Origin of the sequence: Janthinobacterium sp. SUN100 (assembly GCF_030397705.1) — a bacterium.
Classification (GTDB): Bacteria; Pseudomonadota; Gammaproteobacteria; order Burkholderiales; family Burkholderiaceae_D; genus Janthinobacterium; species Janthinobacterium kumbetense.
Genome location: NZ_JAPUBU010000001.1, coordinates 2,070,841 through 2,091,171, shown reverse-complemented (window position 1 = coordinate 2,091,171; position 20,331 = coordinate 2,070,841). Strand labels below are relative to the sequence as shown.

Annotated in this window: 18 protein-coding genes; 7 read left to right on the top strand and 11 right to left on the bottom strand. The window is 62.3% G+C overall.

The features are described from left to right. Positions 1-18: 18 nt before the first annotated feature. The 7 genes from O0881_RS09225 to O0881_RS09195 all read right to left on the bottom strand — a co-directional run bounded on the left by O0881_RS09225 (position 19) and on the right by O0881_RS09195 (position 7,380). Positions 19-978: a polysaccharide deacetylase family protein gene (locus O0881_RS09225; RefSeq protein ID WP_077407497.1), complete on the bottom strand. Its 960-nt coding sequence runs from the start codon at positions 976-978 to the stop codon at positions 19-21. Further along, positions 978-2,030, bottom strand: coding sequence for a bifunctional UDP-4-keto-pentose/UDP-xylose synthase (locus tag O0881_RS09220; protein WP_070290550.1), 1,053 nt, complete (start codon positions 2,028-2,030; stop codon positions 978-980). Before O0881_RS09220 ends, O0881_RS09225 begins: the two co-directional genes overlap by 1 nt. 21 nt (positions 2,031-2,051) lie before the next feature. After that, a complete protein-coding gene (locus O0881_RS09215; RefSeq protein WP_289911004.1) occupies positions 2,052-2,969 on the bottom strand; it encodes a formyltransferase in 918 nt (305 codons plus the stop codon). After that, the gene (locus tag O0881_RS09210; RefSeq protein ID WP_251350449.1) at positions 2,969-3,964 is read right to left on the bottom strand and encodes a glycosyltransferase; all 996 of its coding nucleotides are present in this window, start codon (positions 3,962-3,964) and stop codon (positions 2,969-2,971) included. Before O0881_RS09210 ends, O0881_RS09215 begins: the two co-directional genes overlap by 1 nt. Before the next feature lie 11 nt (positions 3,965-3,975). After that, complete coding sequence (locus tag O0881_RS09205) at positions 3,976-5,112, bottom strand: DegT/DnrJ/EryC1/StrS aminotransferase family protein (RefSeq protein ID WP_289911002.1); 1,137 nt, start codon at positions 5,110-5,112, stop codon at positions 3,976-3,978. Positions 5,113-5,317: 205 nt separating this feature from the next. Then, entirely contained in the window at positions 5,318-6,991 is a 1,674-nt protein-coding gene (locus O0881_RS09200) for a glycosyltransferase family 39 protein (RefSeq protein WP_251350451.1), read from the bottom strand. Beyond that, a complete protein-coding gene (locus O0881_RS09195) occupies positions 6,988-7,380 on the bottom strand; it encodes an Mth938-like domain-containing protein (protein ID WP_070260554.1) in 393 nt (130 codons plus the stop codon). Before O0881_RS09195 ends, O0881_RS09200 begins: the two co-directional genes overlap by 4 nt. Before the next feature lie 425 nt (positions 7,381-7,805). On the opposite strand from O0881_RS09195, the gene O0881_RS09190 reads away from it, so the two are divergent. Both O0881_RS09190 and O0881_RS09185 read left to right on the top strand, forming a co-directional pair. Further along, positions 7,806-9,035, top strand: a complete 1,230-nt coding sequence (locus O0881_RS09190) for a pyridoxal phosphate-dependent aminotransferase (RefSeq protein ID WP_289911001.1) — start codon at positions 7,806-7,808, stop codon at positions 9,033-9,035. 73 nt (positions 9,036-9,108) lie between these two features. Then, a complete protein-coding gene (locus O0881_RS09185; protein ID WP_251350452.1) occupies positions 9,109-10,431 on the top strand; it encodes a homoserine dehydrogenase in 1,323 nt (440 codons plus the stop codon). 64 nt (positions 10,432-10,495) lie between these two features. Here O0881_RS09185 and O0881_RS09180 read toward each other — a convergent pair whose 3' ends face one another. The 4 genes from O0881_RS09180 to O0881_RS09165 all read right to left on the bottom strand — a co-directional run bounded on the left by O0881_RS09180 (position 10,496) and on the right by O0881_RS09165 (position 13,956). After that, a complete protein-coding gene (locus O0881_RS09180) occupies positions 10,496-10,861 on the bottom strand; it encodes a ribonuclease E inhibitor RraB (protein ID WP_077407485.1) in 366 nt (121 codons plus the stop codon). Between the two features lie 144 nt (positions 10,862-11,005). After that, a complete protein-coding gene (locus tag O0881_RS09175) occupies positions 11,006-11,563 on the bottom strand; it encodes an outer membrane beta-barrel protein (protein WP_289910999.1) in 558 nt (185 codons plus the stop codon). A gap of 168 nt (positions 11,564-11,731) precedes the next feature. Then, positions 11,732-13,231 carry a sensor histidine kinase gene (locus tag O0881_RS09170; protein WP_289910998.1) on the bottom strand — a complete coding sequence of 500 codons (1,500 nt, stop codon included), beginning with the start codon at positions 13,229-13,231 and terminating at the stop codon, positions 11,732-11,734. Between the two features lie 2 nt (positions 13,232-13,233). After that, the gene (locus tag O0881_RS09165; RefSeq protein WP_251350454.1) at positions 13,234-13,956 is read right to left on the bottom strand and encodes a response regulator; all 723 of its coding nucleotides are present in this window, start codon (positions 13,954-13,956) and stop codon (positions 13,234-13,236) included. Between the two features lie 214 nt (positions 13,957-14,170). Here O0881_RS09165 and O0881_RS09160 point away from each other — a divergent pair, with 214 nt between their 5' ends. The 5 genes from O0881_RS09160 (at position 14,171) to O0881_RS09140 (ending at position 20,329) form a co-directional block, all read left to right on the top strand. Further along, positions 14,171-15,232: a porin gene (locus tag O0881_RS09160; RefSeq protein ID WP_289910996.1), complete on the top strand. Its 1,062-nt coding sequence runs from the start codon at positions 14,171-14,173 to the stop codon at positions 15,230-15,232. 3 nt (positions 15,233-15,235) lie between these two features. After that, a complete protein-coding gene (locus O0881_RS09155; RefSeq protein WP_251350455.1) occupies positions 15,236-16,216 on the top strand; it encodes a tripartite tricarboxylate transporter substrate-binding protein in 981 nt (326 codons plus the stop codon). A gap of 48 nt (positions 16,217-16,264) precedes the next feature. Continuing rightward, positions 16,265-17,362 carry an ABC transporter substrate-binding protein gene (locus O0881_RS09150; protein WP_099667024.1) on the top strand — a complete coding sequence of 366 codons (1,098 nt, stop codon included), beginning with the start codon at positions 16,265-16,267 and terminating at the stop codon, positions 17,360-17,362. Between the two features lie 69 nt (positions 17,363-17,431). Beyond that, complete coding sequence (locus O0881_RS09145; RefSeq protein ID WP_289910995.1) at positions 17,432-19,222, top strand: iron ABC transporter permease; 1,791 nt, start codon at positions 17,432-17,434, stop codon at positions 19,220-19,222. 33 nt (positions 19,223-19,255) lie between these two features. Further along, positions 19,256-20,329, top strand: a complete 1,074-nt coding sequence (locus O0881_RS09140; protein ID WP_289910994.1) for an ABC transporter ATP-binding protein — start codon at positions 19,256-19,258, stop codon at positions 20,327-20,329. Positions 20,330-20,331: the final 2 nt, after the last annotated feature.

The following is a 20,331-nucleotide window of genomic DNA, read 5'->3' as shown; positions in this document are numbered from 1 at the left end:
GGTGCAACAATACAGCATTCAGGCCGCTTTGCCCTGCACAATCAGGCGTCCCGAACGGCCTGGCAACTCATCCCAGGTGACGGGACAAACGGGCAAGTCCGTATTTTTTATCTTTTCATAATAATCGCCCATCGCTGCAAACTGGTAGCCCTGGGCTTTCCAGCCAGCCAGCAGTTGTTCGAAAATGGGGGCGAGTTTCTGTCCTTCAAGTTCCGCATGCAAGGTATATACGTGATCGCGCGGATTGTCGGCCGTCAATGACAGGATATGCGCCGCAACATTGCCGGTCGTGATCAGTTTGCCGTCGATTTCGCAGCCCAGCAATTCATCCAGGGTGGGCAGGGTGGTGGGCAATTGCACGCATTGCAGGATCGTGTTGCCGTTGCGCACGCGGTGCGGGCCATTGCTTGGATGCACCATGGCGCCGCGCGCGTCGAGCATGGCGCGGCCATCGGAGGCAAAGCGGTAGCCGGCCGTGTCGTGTTCGACAAAGGCGCTGACATTCATTTGCCAGCCGGCCGCGCCGTGCGTGTGCGGCTTTGTTCCAAACACTTGTTCGTAGCGGTTGGCGGCCTTGCGCATCATGTTGATGGTCCAGGCGGCGTTGCGCTTGGCCACGTTGTCTTGCCACAGGGTGTGATCCCAGGTGTGGATGCCGCACTCGAAACCGGCATCGCGCACGGCGCGCAATTGCGCCGCGCATTGCTTGCCGATATCGGGTCCCGGCAGCAAAGTGCCGTACATCAATGTTTTCAAGCCGTAGTGCTCGACCACCGAGGTGCGCGATACCTTGCTGAAAAAGCCGGGTTTCAAGGCGCGCCGCAGGGCCCAGCCCGTGTGGTCGGGGCCCAGCGAGAACAGAAAGGTGGCCTTGGCCTGGTGCGCGGCCAGCATGCGCACCAGATTGCCCATGCCTTCACGGGTGCCGCGATAGGTATCGACGTCGATTTTCAGGGTCAGGAACGGCTTGCTCAACATTAATCCATCAGTGCTTTGGCTTGGGCTACCTGGCTGCGGTAGGCGTCGAAAATGTTGCGCAGGGAATCGGCCATGGTGGTGGTCGGCGCCCAGCCCAGCTCTTCGCAGGTATTCGTGATTTTCGGCACGCGGTTTTGCACGTCCTGGTAGCCGGCGCCGTAGTAGGCGCCCGAGGTCGTTTCCACGATTTTCACGTGTTTCGCGCCTTCGGCGTATTCCGGGTATTCGGCGGCCAGGGTCAGCATCATGCCGGCCAGGTCGCGGATCGAATAGTTATTGGTCGGATTGCCAATGTTGTAGATCTTGCCGCTGGCGATGCCGTTCTTGTTGGCGATGATGCGGATCAGCGCATCGATGCCGTCGTCGATGTAGGTGAACGCGCGTTTCTGCGCGCCGCCATCGACCAGCGAGATGTTCTCGCCGCGCACGATGTGGCCGAAGAATTGCGTCACTACGCGCGAGGAACCTTCTTTTGGCGTGTGGATCGAGTCCAGGCCGGCGCCGATCCAGTTGAACGGACGGAACAGGGTGAAGTTCAAGCCTTCCATGCCGTAGCCCCAGATTACGCGGTCCATCAGCTGCTTGGCGTTCGAATAGATCCAGCGCGGCTTGTTGATCGGGCCGCAGATCAGTTCCGAGTTTTCCGGGTCGAATTCCTCGTCATGGCACATGCCATACACTTCCGAGGTCGACGGGAAGACCAGGTGCTTGCCGTACTTGGCGGCCGAGCGCACGATCGGCAGGTTGGCTTCGAAGTCCAGTTCGAAGACGCGCAGCGGCTGCTTGACGTAGGTTGATGGCGTGGCGATGGCGACCAGGGGCAGGATGACGTCGCATTTCTTGACGTGGTATTCGACCCATTCCTTGTTGATCGTGATGTCGCCTTCGAAGAAGTGCATGCGCGACTTGTAGTTGTCATCTTCCAGCAATTCCGTGATGCGGTCCGTGTTCATGTCCATGCCGTAGACATGCCAGTCGGTGGTTTCCAGGATGCGTTTGGACAGGTGGTGGCCGATGAAGCCGTTGACGCCTAAGATGAGGACTTTTTTCATGTGAGATTCTCTTGAGTTAAATCAGTGTGTGCTGACGCGGGTGGTCAGACTTGCTTGCAATTGCTGAGCCGAAATCGGCTCCCCGGCAGCCCTCAGCGCGGAAATGGCCAGCATGCGGCCGTCTCCGCAGACGCCAAAGATGCAATTATCCACTACCGCCAAGCCCGGTGGCAAACTTCCTGCGGAAAGCTTGCTCAAACGGGCTTTTTCGATAATGTAAATGACATCATTGACTTCGGTGAAGGCACCGGGATAGGGGGGCGCGACGGCCCGGTGCAGGTTGTAAACCTGCTGCGCGGGTAACTTCCAGTCGATCCTGCCATCTTCGGGCTTGCGGCCGCCAAAGTAGCCGCCCTGGCGCAAATCGTTGAGCTGGCGCGGCGCCGTGCCGTCCAGTAAGGCCGGCAGCACGTTCCACAGGGTTTGTTCCGCCGCCACGGTGACCTTGCCGAAGACTTCGAAGGCCGTGTCGTCGGGCAGGATGGGCACGGCCGTTTGCGCGACGATGGCGCCGGCATCGGGCTTGACCGTCATTTCATGCAGGGTGGCACCCGTTTGCGGGGCGCCATGCAGCACGGCCCAGTTGACGGGCGCGCGGCCGCGGAACGCCGGCAGCAGCGAGCCGTGCATATTGTAGGCGGGCGCGACTTCCAAGATGCTAGCCGGCAACATGTGGCGGTAGTAAAAACTGAACAGCATGTCCGGTGTTGCCGCCTGCACCTGCGCCAGCAACTCGGGCGCGCGGGCGTCCGATGGCGTGATGTACGGGATACCTTCCGCCTGGCACAGGCTGGCGACGGATTCGAACCACAGGTTTTCCGTGGGGCTGTCTTCGTGCGTGACGACGAGGGCGATGTCGACGCCGCCGGCCAGCAGCACCTTGATGCAGCGCACGCCCACATTGTGGTAGCCGAAGACGACGGCGCGCGGGGCGTCCATCAGCGGCCCACCTGGCGCTTTTCCAGGCGCACGTACGATGGCGCCTCGGCTTCCGCCTGTGTCATGCCGTCCTGCAAGATGGTTTGCACCACGTAGCGGGGACGGGCGCGCACTTGCTGGAAGATGCGTCCCACGTATTCGCCCACCAAGCCGATGCCGAACAGGATCACGCCCATGAAGAAGAAGGCGATGGCGAACAGGGTGAACACGCCTTCGGCTTCCGCGCCCAGCAGGAAGCGGCGTACCAGCAGGAAGACCACCAGCAATGCCGAGCCCAGCGACAACGCCATGCCCAGCATGGAAAAGATTTGCAGCGGAATCAGCGAAAAGCCCGTGACTAGGTCGAAATTGAGGCGGATCAGGCTGTACAGCGAGTATTTCGATTCGCCGGCCGCCCGTTCCTCGTGCTCGACGATGATTTCCGTCGGCTTGCGGGCAAAGGTATAGGCCAGTGCCGGCACGAAGGTATTGACTTCGGCGCACTGGTTGACGAGGTCGATCACATTGCGGCCATACGCGCGCAGCATGTTGCCCTGGTCGGTGATCTTGATATTCGTGATTTTTTCGCGCAGGCGGTTCATCATCTTCGAGGCCAGTGTGCGCCAGGCGGAATCTTGCCGCTTGCGCCGGATCGAGCCCACGTAATCGTAGCCTTCGCGCATCTTCGCCACCAGGTTGCCGATTTCCTCGGGCGGATTCTGCAGGTCGGCGTCGAGCGTGATCATGATCTGTCCGCGCGATGCCTCGAAGCCGGCCAGGATGGCCATGTGCTGGCCATAATTGCCGTTGAACAAGATTACGCGCGTGACGTCCGGGCGCTGACGGAACTGTTCCGCCAGGATGGGTACCGAATTGTCGCGGCTGCCATCGTTGATGAAAATGATCTCGTAGCTCGTCTGGAGGGCGTCGAGGGCCGGATACAGGCGGGCGAACAGGCTGGCCAGGCCATCTTGCTCGTTGTAGATCGGAATGATAATGGACAGTTCAGGTTTCATCGGCGCGCTGCTCATTTGATGAGAATGGATTTGACGGTGGCGACGGCGCGTTCCACGTCCTGTGTCGTCATGGCGTAGAACATCGGCAAGGTCACGGTCAGGCGGCCGATCTTTTCCGAGACGGGGAACATGCCCTCGGTAAAGCCGCGTTCGCGGTACATGGTAAACAGGTGGATCGGTGCGTAATGATAGCCCGTTCCCACGTTTTGCTGCGCCATTTGCTGCATGAAGGCGGCGCGCGTGCCGGGGCCATTGTCGGGCAGGATGATCTGGAACAAATGCCAGTTGCTGTTTTCAAAGTCCTGCACGGGCAGCTGGGCGCCGCTCAGCGCTTCGAAATCGCTGCCGAACTGCGCGAAATAGTGGCGTGCCAGCGCGCGGCGGTGGGTCGTGATGGCCTCGATATTGGCGAACTGGCCCAGGCCGATGGCGGCCATGATGTCGCTCATGTTGTACTTGCCGCCCAGTACATCGACGTCGATGCCGTCGACGCCGCTGCGCGTCACGCCCTGCAGCCGGTATTTCTCGGCCAGCTTGGCTTCTTCCAGGTTGTTGAGGACGAGGCAGCCGCCTTCGCCCGTGGTGATGTTCTTGTTGGCCTGGAAGCTGAACGAGACGAAGTCGCCAAACGCGCCGATGCGCTTGCCCTTCCACGTGGAGCCGAACGCTTGCGCCGCGTCTTCCACGACCCTTAAGTTGTACTTTTCAGCAATCGCGTACAGGCGGTCCATATCGACGGGCAGGCCGGACAGGTAGACGGGGATGATGGCCTTGGTACGCGGGGTGATGACCGCTTCCAGTTTGTCGAGGTCGATATTCCGCGTAACGGGATCGATGTCGGCGAACACGGGCGTGGCGCCCACTTCGATGATGACGTTGGCCGTCGCTACCCACGACACGGGCGTGGTGATGACTTCGTCGCCGGGGCCTATGCCAGCGATGCGCAGCGCGATTTCCATGGTGCACGTGCCCGAATTGAAGGTGCGCACGGGGCGCCCGCCAAAATACTCGGACAGCTGGGCTTCGAAGGCCTGCACTTTCGGGCCGCTGGTGATCCAGCCCGAGCGCAGCACTTCGCCGACGGCGGCGATGGTCGCTTCATCGATGGTGGGTTTGGAAAAGGGCAAAAAGGGCAGGGTAGAGGTCATGGGGCGCAGTTCTTGGATCTGTATTGTGTCAGGGTATCGGCATCGCCGACGCTGCCAGTGCCGTCAAAAGGCGCCGGCAGGCATGGCTATTTTATATCGTCAGTATGGCGGCGCAGCCTTTCAGCGGTGAAAAATCATGCTGATGCGGGGGCGGGGCAAGCTGGCCGGGGGCGCGATCCGTGCAGCCTCGCGCCCCTTTAAATATTTATTTGTTGGCAACGACCATGCGGCGTGCATCTTCGGCAATCACACGCATGGGCACGCCACGCCCCTGCAATTCCTTGTAGCGGTACAGGCTGATAATCGCCATGTCGTGCACGCCGGCATTGGCATCGTTCGTCCATTGCGTGATGAAAGGCTCGATGTTCGGGATGGACAGTTCGGGCTGCTGTTTCAGGCCAAACGTAAACTCATCCCAGTAATCGACGAGGATCACGGGCCGCTGCAGGTAATACGTCAGCGATTGTTCGTAGATGCCGACCGAATAGAGCTTGGTATCGGCTGTCAGTTCGGCCTGGATCTGCGGCAGCATGTCGGTGCCTGCGCGGTTCTGGCCATACAGTTCGGAGCCGGCCAGGATGCAGTGCGTGGCCAGGAAGCCGGCGCCGGCGATGGTCAGCACCGTCATGTCACGGCGCAACTGGCGCGCATGCAGCAAGGCCAGGGCGCCGCCGGCCAGGGCGAAGAAGCCGGCCGCCATCAGCCATGGCTGGTAGCCCTTCAGCGCGACCAGGGCTTCCGCATCGCGTGCGCTGGCCTTGCTGAAGGCGATCGGTCCGCCGATCAGGATGGCCGCGCCCAGCACGCACAGCAGGCCGGCGGCGAACAGGCGCTGGCGGCGCGAGGCCGATTCCAGGTACAGCGCCACCAGCAGGGCCAGCGCCGGGAAGATGGGCACGATGTAGCCAGGCAGCTTCGAAGTCGAATAGCTGAAGAAGAAGAAAATGAAGACGGCCCAGACGAGCAGCATCAAGCGGGGCTGGAAGGCGCCTTCCTGGCGCTTGAAGGCGGCGGCCAGGCTTTGCGGCAGCACGCCTATCCATGGCAGGATGCCGGGAATGAGCAGCACCAGGAAGTAATACCAGGCACCTTCGCGCTTGTGGCCCTTCATCAGGAAGCGCTGGAAATGCTCGTGGATGAAGAAGAAATGCGGCTGTTCCGGATTGCGCAGGGCGACCAGCACGAACCACGGCGTGGCGATGGCAAAGAACAGCAGCAAGCCCTTGACCAGGTGCAGCCGCGTCCAGATGCGCCAGTCGCGCGCACACAGCGAATACAGCACCAGCACGGCGCCCGGCAGCACGATGCCGATCAGGCCCTTGGCCAGCACGGCCAGCGCCATGGCGGCCCAGCAGGCCAGCATCCAGTTGCGCCGCTCGATCTCCGTGGCGTCGTCGCGCTGGGCGATCAGCAGGCTGCCCAGGGTGAGGGTCATCATGCCCGACAGGCCCATGTCCAGCGAATTGATCTGGCCGGAAGCGAGCCAGAACAGGCTCGATGCCAGCACCAGGCCCGCATACAGGCCCACGCGCGGGCCGAACACTTTCTTGCCCGCGTAAGCCGTCATGCACACGCCGATGATGCCGCACAGGCCAGTCCACAGGCGCGCCTGCCATTCGCCCAGGCCGAAGGCGGCGAAGGTCAGCGCATTCATCCAGGTTTGCAGCGGCGGCTTTTCAAAGTACTTGATGCCGTTCAGGCGCGTGGTGATCCAGTCGCCCGTGACGAACATTTCGCGCGCCATCTCGGCGTAGCGGCCCTCGTCGGGCGGTACCAGGGTACGCACGCCCAGCGCATACAGGGTGACGACGATGAAGATGCCCAGCAGGGACCACATCAGCACCCGCGACGAGTGCAGTTCGTTGACATTGATTTTCATGCGGCCTTGCCCGCGGCCGGGGCCAGGATCAGTGCCAGCGTGACCTTGCGGCCTTCGCCCATGAGGATATTGTAGGTGCGGCAGGCAGCCTGGCTATCCATGCATTCGACGCCGATGCGGCGCATGGTCAGCGCGGCCGTCAGCTTCGGATGCACGAAGCGCTGGCGCTCGCCCGTGCCGAGGATGACCACGTCGGGCGCATCGGCCAGGATCTGCGCGAAATGCGCCTCGTTCAGTTGCTCGAAACTGTCCACTTCCCACGCCCGCGGAGGCATTTCCGGCATGACGATCAGGCTGTAGTTGTAGGGCTGGGCATTGATCTCGACGCCGTTTTCGTCATAGCCGGTGACAGTCTGGTATTGTTGGGTGCTGCTGGCATGGAGTTTCATGGCGATATCGGGGGGCTGGTCGTGTCGGTTGATCGGTGCGCGCGCGGCCAAACTGCGTGCCGCGGCCAAGGGCGTAAGCATGCCATAAATGACAGAAAAGAGCGACTGAAAAGCAATATCCTTTCCAAATTGCAATCTTCGGCGCCACAGTGGGACTGCCTGCTTGCGCCATGGTAATGCTGCCAGATTAAGGGAAGATGAAGATGGCGCGTGCCGGATTGCCGTCCGGCGGCGCCGGCGTGGCAGAATCGGCGTCAAATGCTGGGGTTGGCCATGTTTAATTTGATAAAATGGCCTGTTTTCGGCGAGAATGGTTGTTTTCGCCTTGCAGTCTTTCGCATCGCAGTTTCACGGGTTCATAGTTCTGGCGCGGCTATCATGCTGCAAGTTCTGCTTACCGCGCCGCATCACGACAGGGATTTATTTTGCGACCGATTCAGAAATCGAATAAATTGGCGGATGTCTGCTACGACATCCGCGGCCCGGTCCTGGAAAAATCCAGGCAAATGGAAGAAGAAGGCCACAAGATCACCAAGCTCAATATCGGCAACCTGGCCGTATTCGGCTTCGATCCGCCGGACGAGATCGTGCGCGACATGATGCTCAACCTGCAGAATGCCGCCGGCTATACGGATTCGAAGGGCATGTTCGCGCCGCGCAAGGCCGTCATGCACTATACGCAGGGCAAGAACATCGCCGGCGTCACCATCGATGACATTTATTTGGGCAATGGCGCTTCCGAACTGATCGTCATGTCGATGAACGCCCTGCTCAACAGCGGCGACGAAGTGCTGGTGCCGGCGCCCGATTACCCGCTGTGGACGGCCGCCGTCAGCCTGTCGGGCGGCAATCCCGTGCATTATGTGTGCGACGAGCAGAACGAGTGGTATCCCGACATCGAGGACATGCGCCTCAAGATCACGCCGCACACCAAGGCTATCGTCGTCATCAACCCGAACAATCCCACGGGCGCGCTGTATCCGGTGGAAGTGCTGCTGCAGATCGTCGAACTGGCGCGCCAGCACCAATTGATCATTTTCGCCGACGAGATCTACGACAAGGTGCTGTACGACGAAGCCGAGCACGTGTCGATCGCCTCGCTGGCCGACGACGTGCTGTTCATCACCATGAACGGCTTGTCGAAGAATTACCGCTCCTGCGGCTACCGTTCCGGCTGGATGGTGGTCTCGGGCGAAAAGCGCCACGCAAAAGATTACATCGAAGGCCTCAACATGCTGGCCTCGATGCGGCTATGCGCCAACGCGCCGGGGCAGTTTGCCATCCAGACGGCGTTAGGCGGCTACCAGAGCATACAAGACCTGGTGGGGCCCGGCGGGCGCCTGTTGAAACAGCGCGACCTGGCGCACAAGCTGCTGACCGATATTCCGGGCGTCACCTGTGTCAAGCCGAAGGCCGCGCTGTACATGTTCCCGCGCCTGGACCCGGAGATCTACCCGATCGCCGACGACCAGCAGTTTGCCTATGAATTACTGGCCGAAGCGAAGGTCCTGATCGTGCAGGGCACGGGCTTCAACTGGATCGCGCCCGACCATTTCCGCGTCGTCTTCCTGCCCAACTCCGATGACCTGACCGAGGCCATGGGTCGCATTGCGCGCTTCCTCGAAGGTTACCGCAAGCGCCATAGCCGGGGCTGAGCCAGACAGTAGCAATACCGATCAACCTGGCGCCGCCCAAGGGGGCGCCACTTATGAGCAGTCAAGCACAACTATGAAATCCATCAAGATCGGCCTGCTGGGCCTGGGCAATGTCGGTTACGGCACGTTCAGCGTCCTGAAACGCAACCAGGAAGAAATCAAGCGCCGCGCGGGCCGCGGCATTGAAGTCGTCGCCGTCGCCGTGCGCGACGTGGCGCGTGCCGAAGCGCTCGTCGCCGGCGGCTGCAAGGTCGTCAATGACCCTTACCTGATCGTCAACGATCCCGAGATCGACATCGTCGTCGAACTGATCGGCGGCTACGACCTGTCGAAAACCCTGGTAATGCAGGCGATTGCCAACGGCAAGCACGTGGTCACGGCCAACAAGGCCCTGCTGGCCGTGCACGGCAATGAAATCTTCGCCGCCGCCCAGGACAAGGGCGTGATGGTGGCCTTCGAAGCGGCCGTCGCCGGCGGCATCCCCATCATCAAGGCGCTGCGCGAAGGCTTGACGGCCAACCGCATCGAATGGATCGCCGGCATCATCAACGGCACCACCAATTTCATCCTGTCCGAGATGCGCGACAAGGGCCTCGATTTCGCCACCGTGCTGAAACAGGCGCAGGAACTGGGCTACGCGGAAGCCGACCCCACCTTCGACATCGAAGGCGTCGACGCCGCGCACAAGGCGACCATCATGTCGGCCATCGCCTTCGGCATCCCGGTGCAGTTCGACAAGGCCTACGTGGAAGGCATCAGCAACCTCAATGCCGTCGACATCCGCTACGCCGAGCAGCTGGGCTACCGCATCAAGCTGCTGGGCATCACCAAGCGCGCCACCGTCAACGGCGTGGAAGGCATCGAGCTGCGCGTGCATCCGACCCTGATCCCGGCCAAGCGCCTGATCGCCAACGTGGAAGGCGCCATGAACGCGGTGCTGGTGCATGGCGACGCCGTCGGCGCCAGCCTGTACTCGGGCCGCGGCGCGGGCGCCGAGCCGACCGCCTCGTCGGTGATCGCCGACCTGGTCGACATCACCCGCCTGGCCACGGCCGACCCGGAACACCGCGTGCCGCACCTGGCGTTCCAGCCGAACGCGATGACCGATATCGCGATTTTGCCGATGTCGGAAATCACCACCAGCTACTACCTGCGCATGCACGTGGCCGACCAGCCGGGCGTGCTGGCCGACCTGACGCGCATCCTGGCCGAACGTAGCATCTCGATCGACGCCATGTTGCAAAAAGAGCCGGCCGAAGGCGAAACGCATACGGACATCATCATGCTGACGCACCAGACGCAGGAAAAGAATGTCACGGCCGCCATCGAGAAGATGGAAGCGTTAAATAGCGTGGTGGGCACGGTTACCAAGATTCGCCTGGAAAACCTCAGCTGAGCGTTTTCAAGCGATCCATGCAAAACGGCGCCCGCGGGCGCCGTTTTTTCATCCGATGACTGTTTTAATGCTGCGGCACGTCGGGCGCGCCGACGGGGCCCACGTCCATGCCGTCATAGCTGGCCAGCTGGTTTTCCTGGGCAAACGCCATCAGTTCGCCATTGCGCGCGTGCAGGCTGTCGACGCCATGCACTTCGGCCTTTTCCACGTGCAGCACCCACACGGGCGGTGCCGCCGGATCGTCGAGTTCCGGCTGGTACAGTTCCACTGGGCGGTAGCCCTGCAGCGCCAGCACGGTGGCGGCCTGCTCCAGCGGTTCGGAAGTCGGGTTGGTGAAGTAATAGCCCCACAGCAGCGGCTGGGACAGGTCCCAGGGCGCGTTCTCGGCGATGTTGGCGAACAGTTCGCTTACGTCTTCTTTGGTCATCATGGCGGAATCTTTCAGTCAATTTCAGGGCGAGATCTTAACATCGGCGCCCGTGGTGCGCCATGCGCCCATAAAAAAACCGGCTGTGCAGCCGGTTTTTCTTATCCGCCATGAAATCGGCTGGACATTCATTCACGCAAGCGTGAATCAGAACTTGTAGCGCAGGCCGATCGACAGCAGGTCGGCTTTCAGCTTGGCGTCATCGCCGTTTGCTACCTTGCCGAAGTTTTCGTATTCCGCAACCAGCGACAGTTTTTTATCAAAGTGGTAAGCGGCACCGATGCCAAAGATGGCGGAGGTCTTGTTGGTCGAGTCGTTAACGTTTTCACCAACGACGCTGACTTTGGTGCGGTTTTGCGACACGCCAGCCTTGGCGAACAGCGAGAACTGTTCGTTCAGCGGCAGGGTGCCGGTGGCGGCAACGTAGAATGCATGGCTTTTCACGTCGAGTTTATCACCGTCGAAGGTTGTCGTCAGTTTGCCGAAGTCGACGTAGCCGGCTTCCGCGCCGAAGTTTTGCGTGAAGTCGTAGCCTGCGTAAGCTTTGTAGCCGGTATTGCTTTTCTTGGTCGAACCTGCTTCATCGATGGACAGCTTCATTTCCGAACGGCCGACGTTGGCGCCGATGTAGGCGCCTTCGGCTTGAGCGAACAAAGGGAATGCCAGGGCGGCGCCTACGACTGCTGCAAACAATTGCTTTTTCATATTGATCCTAGGTAATTAATGCGGAGAGACTGTCTCGCCGCTTAATGGGAGCCGAATTGTATAGGGATGAATATGTTTATGTAAGGCAATTATTTAAAAAATATTAGAAATAAACTACGTGTTGTTTTTGGGCAACGATTCGTGTCGAATGACTATCTATGCAGGCCATCATGCGGCCACGCCGAAATGCACGCTGACTTTCAATCCGTGGCCATTTTCCGCCGTCGCCAGTTCCAGCCGCGCGCCGTGCAGGGCGGCGATGTCGCGTACGATGGCTAAACCTAGCCCCGCGCCGCCTGGATTGCTCTCGAGCGCCGTACCGACGCGGTAGAACGGCGTGAATACGCGTTCGCGCTCGGCCGGCGGGATGCCCTTGCCGCTGTCTTCCACCTCCAGCACGGCGCCGTGTTCCTGGCCGTTCTCCGTTTGCGCCGCGCGCACGCGCAGGATCACGCTGCCGCCCTGCGGCGTGTAGCGCAGGGCGTTGTCGACCAGGTTGGCCACCAGTTCATGCAGCAGCAGGGCCTGGCCATGCACGGGCGCTTCGTCGGGCGCTTCCAGCGACAGGTCGATTTGCCTGCCGACGGCGGCCATGGCCATTTCCAGTCCCACCTGCTGCGCCACGTTGCGCAAGGGGACGGTGTCCATCGCCAGGCTGTCGCCGCCATGCTCGATGCGCGCCAGGGTCAGGAGGCGGTTGGCCAGCAGCACGGTCGAATCGGTGGTGGCGGCGATCGAGCGCACGATGTCGCGCAAGGCGGCGATGTCCGGCGGCGCGCCCGCCTGGCGGTCGCACTCGCGCATGGCCAGTTCGGCCTGGGTTTTCAGCACCGTCAGCGGCGTGCGCAACTGGTGCGAGGCGTCGGCGATGAAGCGGCGCTGGCTGGCGATCAGCTGCTGCAGGCGCGACATGGAGCCGTTCATGGCGCTCACCAGAGGGCGCATTTCCTTGTGTACCAGCGTGGGGTCGACGTCGGACAGGTCGGACAGGGTGCGCGTCTCGACCTCCGTTTTCAAGCGCATCAGCGGGCGCAGCACCAGGCGCACGGCAAACCACACGAGGGCGCCCATCACCAGTATCATCGCCGCCTGCCAGCTCAGGGTGTCGAACAGGATCTGGTTCGACAGGCCGCGCCGCGCGTCCAGCGTCTCGGCCACCTGGATCAGGGCGATGCCGCGCATCGAGTCGTCGTACACGGGTTGCAGCAGGGCGGCGATGCGGATCGGCTTGCCGTGGTAGTCGGCGTGGTAGAAGCGCACCAGGGCAGGATAATTCTGCGAGCGCGGCACGTTTTTCGGCACGGGCGGCAAGTCGCCATAGCCTGACACCAGTTCGCCATTGATGCCCGTCACCTTGTAGTAGATGCGGCCCAGGGTGTCGGTTTCGAAGCTGTCGAGCGCCACGTAGGGTACTTCGGCCACCACCTTGCCGCCCACGATGGAGACGCGCTCGGCCAGCGCCCGCGTCGACGCCAGCAAGGAACGGTCGTAGGCCATGTCGGCCGCGTCGAGCGCGTTGCGGTAGACAAAGACGGCGTCGAGCAGCACCAGCATCACCAGGGGGATGAGCAGCCAGCGCAGCAGCTGGCTGCGCAGGCTGCCCAGCGGCCGGCCCTGCGCCCAGCGCCGGCGCAGGCGTTCGAGCAGGGGCGGGCGTGGGGCGCGCACCGTCATTTCGGCGCGGCCGGCGCCATGGCGCTGCGCGGCTGCAGCAGGTAGCCGATGCCGCGCAGGGTGGTGATGACGGCGCCGTCGGGCGAGCCGCTTTCCACGCCGCTTTCCAGCTTCTTGCGCACGCGGTGGATATACAGTTCGATGGCGTCCAGGTTGGCGTCGTCGGCCAGCGCAAAGACTTCGTCGAACAGTTTTTCCTTCGACACGGCGCGCCCCGAGCGCGTGATCAGCGCTTCGAGCACGGCGTGTTCGCGCGGCGTCAGGGGAAACGGGGCGCCGGCATAGCTGAACATGCGCGTGACGGTGTCGAAACTGAGGGCGCCGCACGCATGCACGAGGGCCTCGTTGCCCTGGCTGCGGCGCAGCAGGGCTTTCACGCGCGCTTCCAGTTCGGCCAGCTCGAACGGCTTGGCCATGTAGTCGTCGGCGCCCAGGTTCAGGCCCTGCACTTTTTCATCCAGGCCGCCGCGCGCGGTGAGTATCATGACGGGAGTCTTGCCGCGCGTGCCGCCGCGCGCGCGCAGGCGGCGCAGCACGTCCAGGCCATCCATCTTCGGCAGGGTCAGGTCGAGCAGCACCAGCGAGTATTCCTGCGTGTGCAGCAGGGCGTCGGCATCGGCGCCGTTGTGGGCGGTCTCCACCGTCAGGTGCGCGTCGCGCAGGGCCTTTGCCAGCCAGTGCGACAGCTCCAGATGGTCTTCCACTAATAATATGCGCATGGTCTCCGCCATTCGTTGAAATGGATGCAGTGTAAGCCTGCCGGCGCCGCGCCGACAGGGGCGGCAATGAATATGTTTGTCCCCTTTGTGGCTGGCTGGCGACACCTGTCAGTCTGAAAGCGAATTGAAAGGATCGCGCTCATATAGTGTGATCCTGATTCATGAAATTGATCAGGCATATCACTAATAACTATATCTAAGGGAGATACTCTACATGAAGAAGACCGCATATTCGCTGGCCGCTCTGGCTGTCCTGGCCGCCGCTGGCAGCGCCCAGGCACAATCGAACGTCACGCTGTACGGCCGCCTGGACGCCGGCGTCAGCACCACCAGCAACGCCGGTCCGAACAAAAGCTCGATGACGCAAGTGAGCTCGGGCGGCATGAACACCTCGCGCTGGGGCATCCTGGGCAGCGAAGACCTGGGCGGCGGCCTGAAAGCTGTCTTCAACCTGGAAGGCGGCATCCTGGTCGACACGGGCGCGGCCGACGGCGCGCTGTTCAAGCGCCAGGCCAATGTGGGCCTGGAAGGCGCGTTTGGCCGCGTCGTGCTGGGCCGTTCGTTCACCACCGTGTATGACTTCGTGCTGCCGTTCGATCCGATGGCCTATGCGCCGTTCTATTCGTGGGCCACCTCAGCCAATGCGACGGGCCCGAGCAAATACGGCATGACGACGGCCTTCGACAACATGGTCAAATACTCGGGCAAGACGGGCGACTTCAGCTACGGCGCATCGTACGGCTTCGGCGAGCAGTCGACGGGCAGCTCGGACAGCGCCAAGCTGTCCACGGCCGTCACCTACAAGACCGGTCCTGTCAGCCTGCTGGCCACGTATGAGCAGGTGAACGGCAATGCCATCGCCGGCGGCGCGCGCGACAAGACCACCGTGTACCACCTGGGCGCCATGTATGACGACGGCCCGTGGAAAGTGCAGGCGGCGGCGCGCGACTACAAGCTCGATCCGGCTGCCTCCGGCAAGGCCGACGTACGCGGCACCCTGTACTGGGGCGGCGTCAGCTACAAGACCACGCCGGTGATCACCCTGACGGGCGTGATCTACTACCAGGACGTGAAAAACGTGGCCGCCAACCTCAATGCCGATCCGATCATGTACGTGGCGCGCGTGCGCTATGCCCTGTCCAAGCGCACCGACCTGTACGTGGCCGGCGCCTACGCCAAGGCCAAGCACAACCAGCTGGTCAGCCTGTCGCGTGACGATGCCGGTTTCGGCGACACGCAGCGCGGCCTGATCGCCGGCATCCAGCACCGCTTCTAAGGCATGACGATGCTGCGCTCCCTGTTCCTGTCCTTGCTGTGCCTGCTGCCCGCCCTCGCGGGGGCGCAGGCGTCGGCGCCGGCCGAGTGCGTGGTGCCGTCCAAGCCGGGCGGCGCCATGGACCTGACCTGCAAGCTGGCGAAAAAAGGCCTGGCGCAGGAGGGCGCGGCAGCCGCCATGGCGCCGATGCGCATCAGTTATCTGCCCGGCGGCATCGGCGCCGTGGCCTGGCACTCGATGGGGTCGCAGCGCCGCCGCGCGGAGCCGAACACCCTGGTGGCCTTTTCGGGCGGTTCGCTGCTCAATCTGGCGCAGGGCAAGTTCGGTAATGCCAAGGCGGGCGACGTGCGCTGGGTGGCGGCGCTTGGCGCCGACTACGGCATGATCGCCGTGCGCAGCGATTCGCCCTACAAGACGCTGGGCGACCTGATCGCGGCATTGCGGCAGCATCCGGACAAGGTGCTGATCGGCGTCTCCGGCACCATCGGCAGCCAGGACTGGTTGAAGATGGCGCTGGTGGCGCGCCACGCCGGCATCGATCCGAAAGTACTGCGTTTTGTCGCGCTCGAAGGCGGCGGCGAAGTGTTTACGGCGATGCAGGCCGATTATGTGCAGGTGGTTTCGGGCGACACGTCCGAAGCCACCCTGAACGCCAGCGCCAACCACGCGCGCGTGCTGGCCGTGCTGTCGGAGAAGCGCCTGCCCGGCGTGCTGGCAGGCGTGCCGACGGCGCGCGAGCAAGGCGTCGACGTGGTCTGGCCGATTATCCGCGGCGTGTGGATGGGGCCCCAGGTGCCAGAGGCGGACTACCAGCGCTGGGTGGCCACCTTTGACCGCGTCATGGCCACGCCGCAGTTCGCGGAATGGCGCGCGCAGGCCGGCCTGTATCCATTCGCCCTGACGGGGCCGAAGCTGACGGCGTATGTCAGGAAGGCGGTCGACGAGTATGCCAGGCAGGCAAATGAGCTTGGCCTGATGCGCTGATCGACCTCATATTAAATAAAAAACCTATTCATAGACGGAGACAACCCCATGCAAACCAAGACCCTGCTTCAAGCCGCCCTTGCCACCGCGTTTGCCAGCTTGGCCGGCGCCGCTTTCGCCCAGGTACCGGCAGGTTATCCGGCCGACTACCAGAAGATCATCGACGCGGCCAAGAAGGAAGGCAAGGTGGTGATCTACAGCGCCACCGACAGCAAGGCCGCCGCGCCGCTGATCAAGGACTTCAGCGCCCTGTATCCAGGCATCTCGGTCGAATACAACGACATGAATTCCACCGAAGTGTATAACCGCTTCATTTCCGAAGTGGCCGCCGGCGGCAACACGGCCGACGTGATGTGGTCCTCGGCAATGGACTTGCAGATGCGCCTGGCTTCCGATGGCTACGCCCTGAAATACAAGTCGGTCGAAGCGGCCAAGATCCCCGGCTGGGCCATGTGGGACGACCAGGCATACGGCACTACGTTCGAGCCGGCCGCCATCGTCTATAACAAGCGTTTGCTCGACCCGAAGGAAGTGCCGAAGAACCACGATGACTTCGTCAAGCTGATCGCCACGCCGAAGTTCAAGGACAAGGTCACCACCTACGACATCGAAAAATCGGGCGTCGGCTTCATGTTCATGGCGCAGGATGCCAAGGAATATCCGCAATTCCTGGCGCTGCAAAACGCGTTCGGCACGGCCAAGGTGCGCGTGCAGTCGTCGACGGGCACCATGATGGAGCGTATCTCGTCCGGTGAAAACCTGATCGGCTACAACGTGCTGGGCTCTTACGCGCTGGTGCGCGCCAAGACCGACCCGTCGATCGGCGTGGTTCTGCCCAAGGATTACACCCTGATCCTGTCGCGCGTGCAGTTCATCAACAAGAACGCGAAGAACGTCAACGCCAGCAAGCTGTGGCTCGATTACATCCTGTCGCACCGCGGCCAGACCATCATCGCCAACGGCGCCAAGCTGTTCGCCATCCGCGCCGACGTCACGGGCGAGACCACCTCGGCGGAGCTGATCAAGGAAATCGGCACGGCCAACGTCAAGCCGATTCCCGTGCATCCGATCATCCTGCAATTCCTGGGGCCAGCCAAGCGCATGGCCTTCTTGAAGCAATGGAAAGAAACAGCCGGCAAGAAATAACGCCGTCCTGGCCGTCCGCAGGCGCGTGCCCGCGGACGGATGCCGCACCCTTCATTCATTGGATTCATCATGCAAACTGCTATCTTGCCGCTGCCTGCACGGTCGCGCTCTCCCTTGTCGCGCCTGAACTGGCCGCGCGGCGTGGTCGTGGCGATTACCCTGGTCGCCATTTTCCTGCCGCTGTTCCTGATTTTTTACCAGAGCTTTTTGAACGCGCCCTTCTTCATGCCGGTGCGCGAATTCGGCTTTGATTCCTACCGTTTCATCTTCGATGATCCTGATTTCGCCATGGCCTTCAAGAATGGCCTGATGCTGGCCTTCGGCCTGACCGTCATCGCCGTGCCGCTGGGCGGCATGCTCGCCTTCCTGATGGTGCGCACGGATTTGCCCGGCCGCGGCTGGGTGGCGCCCATGCTGCTGGTGCCGATCTTTGTCTCGCCGATGGTGATGGGCTTTGGCTACGTCGTCTCGATGGGACCCGTGGGCTTCTATTCGATCTGGGCCAAGGAGTTGCTGGGCTTCGTGCCCTGGAATATCTATTCCTTCACCAGCATTGTCATCATCGCCGGTCTGACGCACGTGCCGCACGTCTACCTGTATGCCTCGTCGGCCCTGAAAAGCCTGGGCTCGGACGTGGAAGAAGCGGCCCGCGTGGCCGGCGCTTCGCCGATCCAGGTGATGCTCAATGTGTCGCTGCCGATGATCATGCCGGCGCTGGCGTATGCGGGCGTGCTGGTGTTCTTCCTCGGCTTCGAAGTATTCGGCCTGGTGCTGGTGCTCGGTGATCCGGAAGGCCATCTGGTGCTGCCAACCTATCTGTACAAGCTGACGAACAAGCTCGGCACGCCGTCGTACCACCTGATGGCTGCCGTCGCCGTCTGCCTGGTGATGGTGACCATGCCGCTGGTGATGATACAGCGCTGGCTGCTCAAATCCGCCAACAAATACGTGTCGATCAAGGGCAAGGGCGCGCGCAGCAAGGCCATGCCGCTGGGCCGCTGGAAGTGGCTGGCGTTTGCCTTGCTGGCCGGCTGGCTGATCTTCACCATCATCCTGCCGTTGACGGGCATCGTGCTGCGCTCCTTTGTGCAATACTGGGGCGAGGGCGTGCACCTGGCCGACGTGCTGACGTTGCAGCATTTCCGCGACATTTTCGACCAGCCTTCGCTGGTGCGCGGCATCGTCAACACCATCCTGATCGGCGTCGTCGGCGGCGCGCTGGCCGTGGGCTGCTACAGCTTCATTGCGCTGGCCATGCACCGCAAGCAGGACGGCATCACGCGCCTGCTCGATTACAGCGTGCTGGTGCCGCGCGCCGTGCCGGGCCTCTTGGCCGGCCTGTCGTTCCTGTGGGTGTTCCTGTTCGTGCCGGCCTGGCTCGACGGCATATTGAAAGGCATGGACAACGGCGTGGCCCTGTGGCTCAGCGGCCATGTGATTCCCGTGCTGCGCGAAGTGCGCTCGACGATCTTCGCCCTGTGGCTCGCGTATTCGGTGGTGTGGATGGCCTACGGCATGCGCCTCATTTCGACGGCGCTGCTGCAGGTGGGGCCTGAGCTGGAAGAGGCGGCGCGCGCCGTCGGCGCCAACCGCGGCCAGGTGACGCGCGATGTGACCCTGCCGCTGATCAAATACGGCTTGCTGGGCGCCTGGCTGATGGTGTTCCTGATTTTCGAGCGCGAATATTCGACGGGCGTGTACCTGCTCTCGCCGGGCACGGAAGTGATCGGCGCCATGCTGGTGTCGCTGTGGGCGGGCGGTTCGACCGACCTGGTGGCGGCGCTGTCCTTCATCAATATCACCCTGGTGGCCATCGGCCTGGGCATCGCGCTGCGCTTTGGCGTGAAGTTACATAACTGAGCTGCATAACTAAGAATAGACTGAGACCACATCATGAATGAATTGACCGTCAATGAGCTGTACCTGGACTACGGCACCGGCGCTGCCGCCAACCAGATCCTGAAAGGTGTCTCGATGCACCTGCAAAAAGGCGAAGTGGTCGCCCTGCTGGGGCCTTCGGGCAGCGGCAAGACCACCTTGCTGCGCGCCGTCGCCGGGCTGGAAAGCCCGAAGGCGGGCACCATCCAGATCGGCGAGCGCAATGTCTTCGACGGTGCGAAGCATTTCGAGATGCCGGCCGAGCATCGCAACCTGGGACTGGTGTTCCAGTCGTACGCGCTGTGGCCGCACAAGACCGTGTTCGACAACGTCGCCTACGGCCTCAAATTGCGCAAGATGGGCAGCACGGAAATCGCCGCGCGCATCAAGGAAGTGCTGACGCAGCTGGGACTCGGACACCTGGGCGAGCGCTATCCGCACCAGCTGTCCGGCGGCCAGCAGCAGCGCGTGGCGATCGCCCGCGCGCTGGTGTACAACCCGCCCGTGATCCTGCTCGACGAACCGCTGTCGAACCTGGACGCCAAGCTGCGCGAGGAGGCGCGCGCCTTCCTGCGCGAACTGATCGTGCGCCTGGGCCTGTCGGCCCTGATGGTGACGCATGACCAGGGCGAGGCGATGGCCATTTCCGACCGTATCTTGCTGCTCAATAACGGCAAGATCGAGCAGCAGGGCACGCCGCAAAGCATGTATGAAACGCCGGACACCCTGTTCACGGCCGAATTCATGGGCAGTAACAATCGTCTGCCCGGCAAGGTGGTGCAGCGCGACGGCAAGCAGGTGCGCCTGCTGGTCGATGGCGCCTCCATGCAGGGCGTGGCGCGCGGCGCCAACGCGGGCACGGAAGTGACGACCATGATCCGCGTCGAGGAAGTGAAGATCAGCGCCACGCAGGTCGACAACGCCATCGAGCTGCCGCTGCTGACGTGCATGTACCTGGGCGACCGCTGGGAATGCCTGTTCGAACGCGGCGGCGCCGAGAACATCAGCTTGCGCGCGTATTCGCGCCACAAGCTCGAGGCAGGCAAGTACTGGCTGCACATGCCGGCCGATAAGCTCTGGGTGTTTTAACG

Bases quoted from the DNA above. Each gene is read 5' to 3' on its own strand.
- O0881_RS09225 (WP_077407497.1), bottom strand. From the start codon at position 978: ATGTTGAGCAAGCCGTTCCTGACCCTGAAAATCGACGTCGATACCTAT.
- O0881_RS09220 (WP_070290550.1), bottom strand. From the start codon at position 2,030: ATGAAAAAAGTCCTCATCTTAGGCGTCAACGGCTTCATCGGCCACCAC.
- O0881_RS09215 (WP_289911004.1), bottom strand. From the start codon at position 2,969: ATGGACGCCCCGCGCGCCGTCGTCTTCGGCTACCACAATGTGGGCGTG.
- O0881_RS09210 (WP_251350449.1), bottom strand. From the start codon at position 3,964: ATGAAACCTGAACTGTCCATTATCATTCCGATCTACAACGAGCAAGAT.
- O0881_RS09205 (WP_289911002.1), bottom strand. From the start codon at position 5,112: ATGACCTCTACCCTGCCCTTTTTGCCCTTTTCCAAACCCACCATCGAT.
- O0881_RS09200 (WP_251350451.1), bottom strand. From the start codon at position 6,991: ATGAAAATCAATGTCAACGAACTGCACTCGTCGCGGGTGCTGATGTGG.
- O0881_RS09195 (WP_070260554.1), bottom strand. From the start codon at position 7,380: ATGAAACTCCATGCCAGCAGCACCCAACAATACCAGACTGTCACCGGC.
- O0881_RS09185 (WP_251350452.1), top strand. From the start codon at position 9,109: ATGAAATCCATCAAGATCGGCCTGCTGGGCCTGGGCAATGTCGGTTAC.
- O0881_RS09180 (WP_077407485.1), bottom strand. From the start codon at position 10,861: ATGATGACCAAAGAAGACGTAAGCGAACTGTTCGCCAACATCGCCGAG.
- O0881_RS09175 (WP_289910999.1), bottom strand. From the start codon at position 11,563: ATGAAAAAGCAATTGTTTGCAGCAGTCGTAGGCGCCGCCCTGGCATTC.
- O0881_RS09165 (WP_251350454.1), bottom strand. From the start codon at position 13,956: ATGCGCATATTATTAGTGGAAGACCATCTGGAGCTGTCGCACTGGCTG.
- O0881_RS09160 (WP_289910996.1), top strand. From the start codon at position 14,171: ATGAAGAAGACCGCATATTCGCTGGCCGCTCTGGCTGTCCTGGCCGCC.
- O0881_RS09155 (WP_251350455.1), top strand. From the start codon at position 15,236: ATGACGATGCTGCGCTCCCTGTTCCTGTCCTTGCTGTGCCTGCTGCCC.
- O0881_RS09150 (WP_099667024.1), top strand. From the start codon at position 16,265: ATGCAAACCAAGACCCTGCTTCAAGCCGCCCTTGCCACCGCGTTTGCC.
- O0881_RS09145 (WP_289910995.1), top strand. From the start codon at position 17,432: ATGCAAACTGCTATCTTGCCGCTGCCTGCACGGTCGCGCTCTCCCTTG.
- O0881_RS09140 (WP_289910994.1), top strand. From the start codon at position 19,256: ATGAATGAATTGACCGTCAATGAGCTGTACCTGGACTACGGCACCGGC.